The sequence below is a fragment of the Rhizobium sp. BK196 genome, assembly GCF_014193255.1.
Lineage (GTDB): Bacteria > Pseudomonadota > Alphaproteobacteria > Rhizobiales > Rhizobiaceae > Rhizobium.
Window position 1 is genome coordinate 214,157 of sequence record NZ_JACHZB010000004.1, and the last position, 12,955, is coordinate 227,111.

The 12,955-nt window shown below is 59.5% G+C and carries 13 protein-coding genes and 2 pseudogenes; 6 read left to right on the plus strand and 9 right to left on the minus strand.

Annotation, left to right across the window (positions count from 1 at the left end):
* Nucleotides 1–79: 79 nt before the first annotated feature.
* Complete coding sequence (locus tag FHT78_RS16225; RefSeq protein ID WP_183745872.1) at nucleotides 80–439, minus strand: nuclear transport factor 2 family protein; 360 nt, start codon at nucleotides 437–439, stop codon at nucleotides 80–82.
* 112 nt (nucleotides 440–551) lie between these two features.
* Nucleotides 552–1,049 carry a ferritin-like domain-containing protein gene (locus FHT78_RS16230; RefSeq protein WP_183745874.1) on the minus strand — a complete coding sequence of 166 codons (498 nt, stop codon included), beginning with the start codon at nucleotides 1,047–1,049 and terminating at the stop codon, nucleotides 552–554.
* A gap of 143 nt (nucleotides 1,050–1,192) precedes the next feature.
* Between FHT78_RS16230 and FHT78_RS16235 the strand changes: the two genes are divergently transcribed.
* Entirely contained in the window at nucleotides 1,193–1,810 is a 618-nt protein-coding gene (locus FHT78_RS16235; RefSeq protein ID WP_183745877.1) for a hypothetical protein, read from the plus strand.
* Here the strand turns inward: FHT78_RS16235 and FHT78_RS16240 are convergent.
* Nucleotides 1,800–2,243: a GNAT family N-acetyltransferase gene (locus FHT78_RS16240; RefSeq protein WP_183746501.1), complete on the minus strand. Its 444-nt coding sequence runs from the start codon at nucleotides 2,241–2,243 to the stop codon at nucleotides 1,800–1,802. The genes FHT78_RS16235 and FHT78_RS16240 overlap by 11 nt on opposite strands.
* Before the next feature lie 14 nt (nucleotides 2,244–2,257).
* Nucleotides 2,258–3,205 carry an aldo/keto reductase gene (locus FHT78_RS16245; protein WP_183745880.1) on the minus strand — a complete coding sequence of 316 codons (948 nt, stop codon included), beginning with the start codon at nucleotides 3,203–3,205 and terminating at the stop codon, nucleotides 2,258–2,260.
* Nucleotides 3,206–3,385: 180 nt separating this feature from the next.
* Between FHT78_RS16245 and FHT78_RS16250 the strand changes: the two genes are divergently transcribed.
* Nucleotides 3,386–4,372 carry a Gfo/Idh/MocA family oxidoreductase gene (locus tag FHT78_RS16250; protein WP_183745883.1) on the plus strand — a complete coding sequence of 329 codons (987 nt, stop codon included), beginning with the start codon at nucleotides 3,386–3,388 and terminating at the stop codon, nucleotides 4,370–4,372.
* A 3-nt stretch (nucleotides 4,373–4,375) separates the two neighbouring features.
* Here the strand turns inward: FHT78_RS16250 and FHT78_RS16255 are convergent, their stop codons facing one another.
* A complete protein-coding gene (locus tag FHT78_RS16255) occupies nucleotides 4,376–4,759 on the minus strand; it encodes a GtrA family protein (RefSeq protein ID WP_183745886.1) in 384 nt (127 codons plus the stop codon).
* The gene (locus FHT78_RS16260; RefSeq protein WP_183745889.1) at nucleotides 4,756–5,751 is read right to left on the minus strand and encodes a glycosyltransferase; all 996 of its coding nucleotides are present in this window, start codon (nucleotides 5,749–5,751) and stop codon (nucleotides 4,756–4,758) included. Before FHT78_RS16260 ends, FHT78_RS16255 begins: the two co-directional genes overlap by 4 nt.
* Nucleotides 5,752–5,906: 155 nt before the next feature.
* Here FHT78_RS16260 and FHT78_RS16265 point away from each other — a divergent pair, with 155 nt between their 5' ends.
* Nucleotides 5,907–7,754: a hypothetical protein gene (locus tag FHT78_RS16265; RefSeq protein WP_183746503.1), complete on the plus strand. Its 1,848-nt coding sequence runs from the start codon at nucleotides 5,907–5,909 to the stop codon at nucleotides 7,752–7,754.
* A gap of 11 nt (nucleotides 7,755–7,765) precedes the next feature.
* Here FHT78_RS16265 and FHT78_RS16270 read toward each other — a convergent pair whose 3' ends face one another.
* A complete protein-coding gene (locus FHT78_RS16270; RefSeq protein ID WP_183745892.1) occupies nucleotides 7,766–8,008 on the minus strand; it encodes a hypothetical protein in 243 nt (80 codons plus the stop codon).
* Between the two features lie 576 nt (nucleotides 8,009–8,584).
* Here FHT78_RS16270 and xseA point away from each other — a divergent pair.
* Nucleotides 8,585–10,165, plus strand: a complete 1,581-nt coding sequence (gene xseA / locus FHT78_RS16275) for an exodeoxyribonuclease VII large subunit (protein ID WP_183745895.1) — start codon at nucleotides 8,585–8,587, stop codon at nucleotides 10,163–10,165.
* A gap of 2 nt (nucleotides 10,166–10,167) precedes the next feature.
* Nucleotides 10,168–10,758: an NAD(P)H-dependent oxidoreductase gene (locus tag FHT78_RS16280; protein WP_183745898.1), complete on the plus strand. Its 591-nt coding sequence runs from the start codon at nucleotides 10,168–10,170 to the stop codon at nucleotides 10,756–10,758.
* On the opposite strand, the pseudogene FHT78_RS16285 reads toward FHT78_RS16280, so the two are convergent.
* Nucleotides 10,759–10,911, minus strand: a pseudogene (locus FHT78_RS16285) (MarR family transcriptional regulator); the annotation flags it as partial. It abuts the gene before it with no gap.
* On the opposite strand from FHT78_RS16285, the pseudogene FHT78_RS16290 reads away from it, so the two are divergent.
* Nucleotides 10,908–11,708: pseudogene (locus FHT78_RS16290) on the plus strand (EamA family transporter); the annotation flags it as partial. The pseudogenes FHT78_RS16285 and FHT78_RS16290 sit on opposite strands and share 4 nt — an antisense overlap.
* On the opposite strand, the gene FHT78_RS16295 reads toward FHT78_RS16290, so the two are convergent.
* The gene (locus FHT78_RS16295; protein WP_183745900.1) at nucleotides 11,656–12,909 is read right to left on the minus strand and encodes an aminopeptidase; all 1,254 of its coding nucleotides are present in this window, start codon (nucleotides 12,907–12,909) and stop codon (nucleotides 11,656–11,658) included. The pseudogene FHT78_RS16290 and the gene FHT78_RS16295 sit on opposite strands and share 53 nt — an antisense overlap.
* Nucleotides 12,910–12,955 lie beyond the last annotated feature (46 nt).

Consider the following 12,955-nt stretch of genomic DNA (forward strand, 5'->3'; position numbering starts at 1 on the left):
CGATGCGGGGCCTGCATAGGATGCATAGAATGCATAGGGCGATGATTTGCGGTCTGTTGCAGACGGAAGGTACAGGACCCTACACATGGAGATGATAAAGCTTGCTGACAATCGTCCAGCGGCCTTCGATCTTCAGCAGCGAGAGATAATCAGTGAAGCGCATGCCGGCGAATTCGTCGGTGACTTTCACGGTCGCAGCATCGCCCGATATATCGATGCTGCCGATATCCATGTAAGGCTGGGTGCCCGGTGGCGCTGCCCCTTCCTCGATGATGGCGGCAATGAATTCATCCCGCGAGAGCCATTCCACCGCATTTTCATAGTGCCCGATGATCGAGCTCTTGGGATGGAAAGCTTTCTTTAAGGCTGCCTCGTTGGCGAAGGCCATGCCCTCGACATAGAGATGAACCGTTGCCTCGATTGCCTGCCTGTCAGCCATATCGACACCTCGCCTCGTATTCTGAAGGAAATGATAGAGGGGTCGTCGGCGAAGACAAGGCTGAAAGAAGGAGAGCGGCCGGCGCCGGCCGCTCTCCTTGCGGATGCGAGTATCAGGCTGCGCGTGCCTTCTGGTTTGCGGCAGTCGTTGCAAGCTTCGTCAGAAGCTGGTCGGTCTTGCCTTCTTCCTGCAAAGTCTGATCGAGGAGCATGACGGCGTCCTTGAAGCCCAGCGTCTGCGCCCACGTTTTCAACGTGCCGTAGCGGGCGATTTCATAATGCTCGACGGCCTGGGCCGCGGAAATCAGGCCGGCATCGACGGCCGATGTGCCTTTGAATTCCTCCATGATTTCCTCGCCCTCGGCGATGATGCCCTGGATCGCTTCGCAGGTTTTGCCCTGGGCGCGCTTGCCGATGATCTCGAAAACTTGCTGCAGTCGCTCGACATGGCCTTCGGTTTCTTCACGGTGCTTTTCGAAACCTGCCTTCAATTCCGTCGACTGGGCAGCGCGTGCCATCTTCGGCAAAGCACGCAATATCTGCCGTTCGGCGAAATAGATATCCTTGAGCGTATCGTAAAACAGATCTTCCAGTGTCTTTTCCTTGGCCATGGTTCCGTTCCTTTGTTGAGAGATTTGCGCCCTTGGGCGACATTTCTTAGAAGTTGGCACCGGGCTAATTGTTCCCGCGCATTTCGGGTGGAACGACTGCATTGCCCGGGCAATGATGTCGGGAGCACTCGGGAGGACCGCGCATGAAGAAACCAGGATCGATGAAGGGGCTCGAGGATCTCGGCCGAGTGCGCCTGTCGACGAATTTCTTCTTCCGCGATTTCCTCCACTCCGAGATCGCCGATTTCTATCGCATCCCGAACATTCCCGACGATCCCGATCTGGCAATCGAAACGGGCAGCCGCCTTTGCGAGGAATTGTTGGAGCCATTGGAAGCGAGTTTCGGGCGCCTGCACATTCGCTCCGGCTATCGCTCGCCCGCAGTCAATCGCTTCGGCAACGAGAACAAGCTGAATTGTTCGACTAACGCCGCCACTGCTGCCCATCATATCTGGGATGTCAGAGATTTTGACGGCTGCATGGGCGCCGCCGCCTGCATTGCCATCCCGTGGATGGTCGATCACTATACTGATGAAAGCGACTGGCTGAGGCTTGCCTGGTGGATCCATGACCACCTGCCTTATGCCTCGCTCTGTTTCTTCCCGAAGCTATGGGCTTTCAACATCCAGTGGCACGAGCGGCCGAAGCGTGTGATCCAGAGCTATGTACGCCCGCGCGGTATCCTGACCAAGCCGGGGATGGCCAATTGGGAGGGCGATCATTCTGAATGGTATGAGGGCTTTCCGCAGTTCAGAAATTGATGCGGTAGCGGATATGGCCGTCACTCTTGACGTAAGTGTCGTAGAGCGCCTGGGCCGTCTTGTTCTGCTCGCTCGTATGCCAATAGAGTCGCGACCAGCCATTCTTCTTGCAGAGGGTAACGAGGTCGTCCATCAGTGCCCGGCCGACACCCCTGCCGCGCACATTCCCGGAAACGAACAGGTCTTCGAGATAGCAGTCCTTACCTCGAATCCAGGTACCCTCATGCGTCAGGCAGAGCGTGAAGCCCACGACTTCGCCGTCGAGTTCCGCCACCCGCATGAAGATTGCCGACGCCGGATCGAAGATCCGGCGCCAGGTGGAATCGGTGATGTCGGCGTCGACGGTGACCTCGTAAAAAGCGAGATAATCCGCCCAGAGCAGGCGCCAGCGCGCCTCGTCTTCAGGTTTCGCGTCGCGGATCGTCACGGCCATGCCACCACCTCGTTTCATGCGCCCGCCTTATCCAGCAGCGCCATCGCCTCGTCGGAGAGTTTGAGCGTCGTTGCTTTCACCAGGCTGTCAAGCTGGGAAAGGCTCGTAGCACTGGCAATCGGCGCCGTCACGCTCTTCTTGCGCAACAGCCATGCAAGCGAGATTTCCGCAGGCTTTGCGCCCGTTTCGACCGAGACTTTGTCGAGTGCCGCAAGAATGCGCATGCCCTTGTCGTCGAGATATTGGGAAACGCGGCCTTCGCGGGCGCGGCCCTCTGTATCCGCCTTGCTGCGGTACTTGCCCGAAAGGAAGCCGGCTGCAAGGCTGAAATAGGTGATGACGCCGATATCTTCTTTGATGCAGAGATCGGCAAGCGGGCCTTCGAAGCTCGAACGCTCATAGAGGTTATATTCGGGCTGCAGCGCCTGATAGCGCGGCAGGCCTGCTTTGTCGGCGGCATCGAAGGAAGCTTGCAGCTGGCTCGCATCATAGTTGGAGCAGCCGAAGGAGCGGATCTTGCCCTGTTCCTGAAGCTTGGCATAAGCGCCAAGTGACTCTTCATGCGGCGTATCGGTGTCCGGCCAATGTGACAGATAGAGGTCGAGATAGTCGGTCTGCAGCCGGCGCAGAGAATCTTCGATTGCCCTGAGAATGTAATTTGCCTTCAGCGTCCTGCCTTGGCCCATATCCGAGCCGACCTTGGTGATGATGACAACCTTGTCGCGGGAAACCTTTGACCTTTTCAGCCACCTGCCGATGATCTCTTCGGAATCGCCGCCCTTGTTGCCCGGCACCCAGGCTGAATAGACATCTGCGGTATCAATCGTATTGAGGCCGGCACCGAAAAAGCCGTCCAGAATATCAAAGGACGTTTTCTCGTCGGTTGTCCAGCCGAATACATTGCCGCCGAAGACAATCGGCGAGACCGAAAGCCCTGTTTTCCCAAGCCGGCGCATTTCCATGGCGCTCTCCAAAAATGCTGAGGTGATTGAATGTGAGGAAGCGGCAGAACGCCGTTCGTCAGTACCCTAGCGCGGAGTCTTCCCGAAGGAAACCAAACTTCCGTGATCTCCCCCGCGCGCCATTGCACCGCATGACAGGGCTGCATAAGGTGCGCCCGATCGATTTCAGGAGGACCTTTCATGTTGCGTTTCGGTATACTCTCGACGGCCAAGATCGGCCGCGACAATGTCGTTCCCGCCATCCAGGACGCGGAAAACTGCGTCATTACCGCGATTGCCAGCCGTGATTTTGCACGTGCCCGGGAAATGGCGGACCGTTTTTCCGTGCCGCATGCCTTCGGCTCCTACGAGGAAATGCTGGCGTCCGATGTGATCGACGCCGTCTATATACCGCTGCCGACCTCCCAGCATGTCGAATGGTCGATCAAGGCCGCGGATGCCGGCAAGCACGTGCTCTGCGAAAAGCCGATTGCGCTGAAAGCTTCCGAGATCGACAATCTCATTGCTGCGCGCGATCGCAACAAGGTCATCATCAGCGAAGCCTTCATGATCACCTATTCGCCGGTCTGGCGGAAGGTTCGCTCGCTGCTGCAGGAGGGTGTGATCGGCGAGCTTCGCCATGTCCAGGGCGCCTTCACCTATTACAACCGCGACCCCGGCAACATGCGCAACATTCCCGAGCTTGGCGGCGGCGGCCTGCCGGATATCGGCGTCTATCCAGTCATCAGCACCCGCTTCTCCACCGGCAAGGAACCGTCCTGGGTCCAGGCAATCACCGAGCGTGATGGGGAATTTGGCACGGATATATACTCCAGCGTGAAGGCCGATTTCGGCGATTTTGAACTGAGCTTCTACATCTCCACCCAAATGGCCGGCCGTCAGATCATGGTTTTCCACGGCACCGACGGCTATATCGAAGTGAAGTCGCCCTTCAACGCCAATCGTTGGGGCCCGGAGGAGATTGAGGTGACTGATCGCGGCCACAATGAAGCCCGGATCATCCGCTTCCAGGATAGCCGCCAGTATAAGTGCCAGGCTGAAGCCTTTGCCCGCGCTGCGGCAGGCGAAAAGGAAGAAATCGTCACGTTGGAAGATTCCAAGCTTAACCAGAAGGTCATCGACGCCATCTACCGCGCCAGTGAGCAGGATGGCTGGGAAGCGGTCTGATACTTATTCGGCTTTGTCCCGGAACACGAAGCGGGAATAGCCGAAGAAGCTGAAGAACATCGACGCTGCCGTCGCGAGCACCATTGCGACAAGCGGCTGCAGCGTTGGTAATGACAGAAGCAGCGCCGAATAGAGCCCGTAGTTGACGAGGGCGGCCGTCACGCCGACCGAGCCGTAGCGGAAGCCTTCCACTGCCAACGATCGGCCTGACCGGTCGAAAGTGAAAGTCCGGTTGAAGGCCCACGTCGTCGCCATCGCGAGTGCAATGGCAATCAGCCGGGCAATGAAGGGACCGAGCGGAGTCAGGTGCAGAAGGGCAGCAAGCACGCCCGCATCGACGATGAAGCCCAGCCCACCGGCGATCGCAAAACGAACGAGCTTCTTCATGCGGCATCCGCTTTCTTGTCATCAGGCGTTATGGCCGACGTTTTACCCTTTACCGAAACCGGCGCTGCGAGGCTCATATAATGGATGCGCAACTGCTCTGCCCGAGCCCGCGCAACGGAATCGAGGATCACGCCGGCAGTAAACAACATAATAGAAATCATCGCCAGCGCCGTCGAAAGCACCCAGGTCGGCATGCGGCTGACGAGGCCGGTCGCAAAATATTCCGCCAGTACCGGCCCCATGAATCCGAGGCTTGCCAGCATGAAGAGGGCGCTGATCGTGCCGAAGAAAGCGAAAGGCCGCGTCTCCTTCATCAGCATGGCAAACATCCAGAGGATCTTGCCGCCATCGCGGAAGGTCGAGAGCTTCGAATGCGAGCCCTCTGGGCGCCTGCCGTAATGCAGTTCCAGTTCACTGACAGGCAGTTTCAGCCGCGACGCATGCACCGACATTTCCGTTTCAATCTCGAAACCGCCGGAAACCGCGGGGAAGCTTTTGACGAAACGGCGCGAGAAGGCCCGGTAGCCGGAGAAGATATCGGTGAAGTCAGGCCCGAAAATTGCGCGATAGAGGATGTTGAAGAGCCGGTTGCCGAAAGCATGTCCCTGCCGGCCGGCATCATCATGCACGCCGCGTCGCGTACCGACCACCATATCGGCCCGCTCCGTCAACAGCGTCCGCACTAGTTCTTCAGCATCCTCGGGCGCATAGGTCCCGTCGCCATCGGCGATGATGTAGATGTCGGCATCGATATCGGCGAACATACGCCGCACCACATGGCCCTTGCCCTGGCGCCGTTCACGCACAACATGTGCGCCGGCGAGCATGGCATGCAGCGCCGTGCCGTCGGTGGAATTGTTGTCGTAGACATGGATATGCGCATCGGGCAGGGCCGCCCGGAAACCCCTGACGACAGAGCCGACGGTCGCCGCTTCGTTGTAGCAGGGAAGCAGAACGGCAATATCGGGACTGTCGCTGAACGATCGCGCCATAGGTTACACTCGTAACAAAGAAACCGCGTCGAATTTACGCCATGCAGCGTTAACAAGCCGCTATGAGAAACAAAAGCTGTCACGCCGCGTGGTTTACACTTTCTTGATAAGCCAAGGCTAAGGTTTGCCCATCACGCAACGACCTGGCTATCATGATGAACGCAGTGCAGCCGATCACCAAGGCGCAATCCGCATCAGCCAGGACTGGATTTATCGGCAGTATTCGGCAGATGCTGACGCGTCTCCTGCCATCCGCCCTCATCTACTCCCTTATTCTGATCGGCATTATCGTCGTAATGAAATATGCCGGGGGTCCGGTCGATTATGTCGGCCCCGACAATGACGACGGCATGCGCCTCGTGGAGGTCAGGGACTTCCTGAACGGGCAGGGCTGGTTCGATTTGATGCAGTATCGGCTCGGCGTCGGCGAAGGCACGCTCATGCACTGGTCACGACTGATCGACCTGCCGATCGCTGTGCTCATCCGCTTCTTCGGCCTCTTCTTCGGTCATGATGCCGCGGAAGCTGCCGCACTCGTGGTCTGGCCCCTGTCGCTCGTTTTTCCTGCCCTGATTGCCATGGGCCTTGCCGGCCAGCGCGTTGGCGGCCTTGCCGGCATGCACTTGTCCTTCTGTCTGGCCGGCATGGCGATCTATACCGGCAATCGCTTTGCGCCCGGCGCCATCGATCATCACAATGTCCAGCTCGCGCTCGTCGCAACCATGGTGGCGATGCTTCTCGATGAAAAGCAGCGCGCGTGGAACTACGCCGTCGCTGGCGCGTCGGCCGCATTGGCGATCGCGATCGGCGCGGAAACCACGCCTTTTGTTGCCATCTATTGCTTGGTCGTGGCATTTCTTTGGGTCTGGGAAGGCGAGCCGTTTGCCGCCGCCACGAGGGCTTTCGGCCTTAGCCTCGCTGTTGCGATCAGCATCCTCTTCTTTGCGACCGTGCCGCCACAGCGCTATTCGGTAGTGACGTGCGACAATCTCTCGCTCGGCTTCTACAGCCTGGCGACCATCGGTGGCAGCCTGCTGCTTGCCTCCGCGCTCTTTGCCAGCCGTCTCGGCCGCGGCTTGCGTTTCGCAGTGCTTGCGGCGGTCGGCGCCGCCGTTTTCGGTTCGGCTATGGTCATTGCGCCTGAATGCCTGCGCAATCCGCTTGCCGATCTCGATCCTATGCTGGTCGAGCTCTGGCTGCGCAATGTCTCGGAAGCGCAATCCATTCTCGCGCTCGGCCGGACGGATCCCTTTTCCCTTGGCGCATTCTATGCGCCTGGCCTGCTCGCGATCGCCGTCTGCATTTTCCGCTCCGTTCAGGGCGATCGCATGCAGGTCCATCTTATCCTTCTGGCACTCTTGAGCGTCAGTTGGGCCGTCGCTCTGGTCCAGGTGCGAGGCGCCGTCTTCGCAAACTTGCTTTCTATCCTGCCGTTGGCCCTGTTGATCATCGACATCAGGCGCGTGTCGAACGGCGATAGCGAGAATGCGGCGGCGGCTCTCGTCTATATCATCACGGTTCTGGCAAGCGTGCCGGCCGTATGGGCCGTCGGCGGCGCGCTCGTCGAAATGCAGATCAATAAGACAAAGACTGTTGACGAGCCGGGGGGCTCCTCATGTTCCTCCAGGCAGGCGCTCGCGCCGCTTGGCGGCTTGCCTGCCGGTCTCGTTTCGGCGCCCTCGGAAATGGGTGTGCCGATCCTGCGTTATACCGCCGACCGTGTTTTGTCGGCGCCCTATCATCGCAATCAGGGTGGCATGCTGACCGAGATGCATATCGGTCTGGCCGAGCCGCAGGAGGCGGAAGCATTTCTGAAGGGAACGGGCGTCACCGTGCTTGCCTTCTGCCCGGATGATCTGCAGACACGTGAAATCGCCAGATTGAAGCCAGAGGGGTTTTATGCGCAGCTTGGCAAGGGCAATATTCCAGCCTATCTCGACCCGCTGCCGAGAGCGGCTGATAGCGGCGTCCAGTTCTTTCGCTATCTGAGGACGTCGGACTGACGTCCTCTCTTTCAGGAGTGGACGAGCACGGCCCGCAGACGATCGGTGGTGAACAGGCCGCCGAGATAAAGCAGCAGGCCGGCATTGTAGCCGATGATGGTGTAGAGAAGCGCCAGGAATGATACCGCGCCACCGGCAGCAATGGCGGCGAACGCAAAGGTGACGCCGATCAACATGGCGACAAGCGCGATGACGCTGGCCGAGCGCATGAGACCGACGGTGAGGCCTAGCGTTATTGCTGTCAGGATGATCATGTTGTCACCTCTTCTTCAGGTCGTTTGCGAGGAACCTAGGGGCCCTCCGCTAACAAAAGTTTATTGGTCACCCTTAATGAAAGCTGCAATTGCAGCCATGGTTACGGATGCGTTCACCTGACGGCATTTCCTCCGACTTGCGCCGGGTATGTGTTTCGATCTAAATCAACTCTGTTACAGGCTGAAAAGTTCCGTTACTTTTTTCACTTACGTAAACGGAAGTTTCCAGGTGCAACCACGGCGTTGAACGAAGCAGCACGACGCTGACAATTCGATCCCGTCTGATCAGCCGATTGTCCAGAAAGAGCGCGAGCCGATTCCTATGAGGTCGAGCATAGCGAGGATGAGAAAGGCGATCGCTCCCGCGTCGGTCATCGACGGAGAATTTTCACTGTCATCAGCATGCTCATTTTCGGGTCGGTGTTCGCCACTCCCTACGAACATGAGTGATACTAAGTTTTTTTTCGGAGTAGCGATATCCCTATTTCTTGGGTCCCCCACCAATTTTTGGATAAAAATTCGCCCTTCACCTACCCCGATCTTTCCGTTTGGAGGCGATCAAAATAGAAAGGGGAGATGAGCAATGTCTTTGATGGCGATTCGCCTACCAATCTTGCAGAGTATTCGGTGTCGGAACTCTCCGGTTCCATCAAGCGGACCGTCGAAACAGCCTTCGATCAGGTACGTGTGCGCGGCGAGATTTCAGGTTATCGCGGCCCGCATTCCTCGGGCCATGCTTATTTCTCGCTGAAGGACGACCGTGCGCGTATCGATGCGGTCATCTGGAAGGGCACTTTTTCCCGTCTGAAGTTCCGGCCGGAAGAGGGGATGGAGGTCATCGCGACCGGCAAGGTCACAACCTTCCCCGGCTCCTCCAAATATCAGATCGTCATCGAGACGCTGGAGCCAGCCGGCGCCGGCGCATTGATGGCGCTGATCGAGGAGCGCAAGCGCCGCCTCGGCGCCGAGGGCCTTTTCGACCCGTCACGCAAGAAGCGCCTGCCTTTCATGCCCAAGGTGATCGGCGTCGTGACCTCGCCGACGGGCGCCGTCATCCGCGATATCCTGCATCGCATCTCCGATCGTTTCCCCGTCCATGTCATCGTCTGGCCGGTCAAGGTGCAGGGGGAGGGCTCCGGCGAGGAGGTGGCAAATGCCATCAACGGCTTTAATGCCCTGGAGCCTGGCGGCGAGATTCCGCGCCCTGACGTGCTGATCGTCGCCCGCGGCGGCGGCAGCCTGGAAGATCTCTGGAGCTTCAACGACGAAATCGTCGTCCGCGCCGCAGCCGGTAGCCGGATTCCGTTGATTTCCGCCGTCGGCCACGAGACCGACTGGACGCTGATCGATTACGCAGCCGATGTCCGCGCCCCGACGCCAACCGGAGCTGCCGAAATGGCGGTGCCCGTCAAGGCCGAGCTCGAGGCCCAGGTCGCAGGTCTCACTGCCCGCCTGCAGGGCTGCATGAGCCGCCAGATGGATCAGCGCCGCCAGTCCGTCCGCGCCTTGATGCGAGCCCTGCCGTCGCTCGATCAGCTGCTGGCGCTGCCCCGACGCCGCTTCGATGAGGCCGCTGCCGGTCTCGGGCGCGGGCTGGAGCTCAACACCATCAACAAACGCCGCGGTTTCGAGCGTGTCGCCTCGCATCTGCGGCCCGACGTGCTCTCCAACCGCATCACCGAGCGCCGTCAACTTCTGAACGAGCGCATGGCACGCGCCGAGCGTGTCGTCGAACGCCGCATCGACAATCTGAAAGCCCGTGTCGAACGCTTCGGTGTCGTTCTGTCGTCCGTGCCGGCTAGATTGACCACGCAGACGGGTCGCGCTCGCGACCGCCTTGCCAATTTCTCCCGCCATGCCGACAGCGCTATTGGTCATCAACTCGCTCGCGCCCGCGCAGCTCTGGCAGCGCAGGACCGCGTTCTTCAGTCTCTCTCCTACAAGAACGTGCTGAAGCGCGGTTATGCCGTCATTCGTGATGAAGACAACAAGCCGGTCTCGCAGGCATCGGCACTCTCCGCCGGCATGGGCATCGCCATTGAGTTCGCCGACGGCCGCGTCGGCGCCATGACGACGGAAAGCAGCGCTGCGCCATCAGGCGCCAGAAAGCGCACGGTCAAGGCCGGCGAGCCACCGAAACAGGGAAGCCTGTTTTAGCGATGCACATTCTGCTGGTGCTCGCCCATCCGCTGCCGGAAAGTTATGCCGCTTCTGTGGCGCGGACCGCTGGCGAGACACTCGAAACCTCCGGTCATACTGTCGATCTCCTGGATCTCTATGCGGAGGATTTCGACCCGCGACTGTCCAAGGCAGAGCGTGGCGGCTATTTCGATGTGCCCTACGATACATCGGCCGTTTCCAGTATCGTCGCAAGGCTGAAAGCGGCTGACGGCCTCATTCTGGTTTTTCCGCAATGGTGGTTCAACTTCCCGGCCATATTGAAGGGCTTCATCGATCGCGTCTTTGCGCCTGATGTCGCCTTTGCCCATGATGCTGCCGGCGGCCGTATCGTGCCGCAACTGACCAATATCAAGCTGCTCTACGCGCTGACGACAACTGGTTCGCCCTGGTGGCTGGTGCACGTCTATATGGGCAATCCCGTCCGCCGTCTGCTGAAGCGCGGGATCGCCAATTTCTGCGCCAAGCGAGTGAAGTTCCGGATGCTGAGCCTGCACGACATGGACCGCGCGACGGACGCCAAGCGGAAGACGCATCTGGAGCGCGTCCGAAAGGCACTCGCCGCCGTCTGACTATTCGAAATCCGACAGAAATTTTTTGAGCAACCGGTCGAGCTCGGCTTTGTCTTCTGCCGTCAGGTTGCGCGTCAACCGCTGCTGGTTGGCGACATGCGCGCCGACCGCTTCTTCCACTGTCGCCAGACCCTTTTCGGTCAGCGCAATCAATGCTGCGGGCGCTGCCGGCGGGGCTGCTTCTGCTGCTGATTGTCCGGAAGCTGCCTACGGGCATCTGGTGGAGCCGCGTCTTCATTCTCGGCGCGCTGAATTTCTCGTTCTTTTGGGCCATGCTATTCGTTTCGGCCTATCGCCTGCCCGGCGGCGTGGCCGCGACGGTCGGCGCCGTGCAGCCGCTGATCGTCATTGCGCTCTCGCGCCTCTTGCTCGGCAAGCCGATCCGTTTCATTGCCGTTATGGCCGGCTTGATTGGTATCGCAGGTGTCGCACTTCTGGTGCTGACGCCGAAAGCGGCACTCGATCCCGTTGGCGTCGTTGCAGGTCTCGCCGGTGCGGTCTCCATGGCCTTCGGTACGGTGCTGACCCGCCATTGGCAGCCGCCCGTCTCGAGCCTCACCTTTACCTCTTGGCAATTGACCGCAGGAGGGATTCTGCTCGTGCCCGTGGTCTTTGTCTTGGAACCGACGCTTCCTGTGCCGACGACGGCCAATATCCTCGGCATTGCGTGGCTTGGCCTCGTCGGTGCTGCCTTCACCTATCTACTATGGTTCCGCGGCCTCTCGCGCATAGAGCCTTCGGCCGCGGCGTCGCTCGGCTTCCTGAGCCCGGTTGTCGCGACCATGCTCGGTTGGCTGGCGCTCGGCCAGAGCCTGACACCGATCCAGCTTTCAGGTTTTGCCATGGTGCTGGTCAGCGTCTGGCTCAGTCAGCGCAGCCTGATGCCGAAGGCCGGTACTATGCCCACTCGCCCTGGCGCATCACCGGTACCCGCGAGCCATCGGGCTTGATGCCGTCAATATCGACCTTGTCGGAGCCGATCATCCAGTCGATATGAATCAGGCTGGAATTGCCGCCCTGCGCCTTGATCTGCTCCTGGCTGAGCGATGCGCCGTCGAGGAAGCATTTCGAATAGCACTGGCCGAGTGCGATATGGCAGGAAGCGTTTTCGTCGAACAGCGTATTGTAGAAGAGGATGCCGCTCGCTGAAATCGGCGAGGAATGCGGTACCAATGCCACTTCGCCCAGCCGGCGGGCGCCTTCATCCGTGTCGAGCACCTTGTTCAGCACTTCCTCCCCGCGTGAGGCCTTGGCCTCGACGATGCGGCCGCCTTCGAAGTGAACCCGGATATTGTCAATCAGCGTGCCCTGATGTGAGAGCGGCTTGGTGCTGGACACGTGGCCTTCCACGCGCAGCGCATGCGGCGTGGTGAAGACTTCCTCGGTTGGAATATTCGGATTGCAGGTAACGCCGTTCTTCGCCGTGGAGGCGCCGCCGTGCCACTCATGGCCGTCCGCGAGGCCGACGGTCAGGTCCGTGCCCGGCCCGGTGAAATGTAGTGAAGCGAAACGCTCGCCGTTCAGCCAGGAAGAACGCTTGCGCAGATTGGCATTGTGCTCGGCCCAGGCTGTGATCGGATCAGGCACGTCGACGCGCGACGCCGCAAAGATCGCCTTTGCGAGTTTGGCGACCGCAATTGCTTCCGGATCGTCGGGGAAGACGACCTTCGCCCAGGAAGGGTTAGGGTAGGAGACGATGTTCCAGTTGATGTCGAAGTTGGAGATCTTCTCAAGTGCTGGCTTGTAAGCCGTGGAATTGGCGCGGTTGGCGCGGCCGACCTTGCCCGGATCCTGTTCCGACAGCAGCATCGGATTGTCGCCGGCAATAGCCAAACGGGCGGAGCCCTTCTCATAGGCCTTGGCCATGCCGTCATAAAGCCAGCCGGAAGCCCGGTCGAAGCTCTCGTCGCTGCCATACTGGTAGCGGGCAAGCGTCGTCTCTTCATCGGAATAGAAGGTCGAAACCAGGCCAGCGCCGGCGAGATAGGCATGTTTGGTGATCAGCCGCACCAGCGGCAGCGCCACGACCGGGGCGGTGATGACGAGATCCTGCCCTTGTTCAAGCTGCAGGCCGACCTTGATGGCGACTTCCGCAAGTTTCTCAAGTTTGCCGGGATCAACGGAGCTGTGGCTCTGGGGCATGAACGTCATAGGATCAACCTGCCTTCTGATGTCTGCGACGGGAGGTGAAAGACTT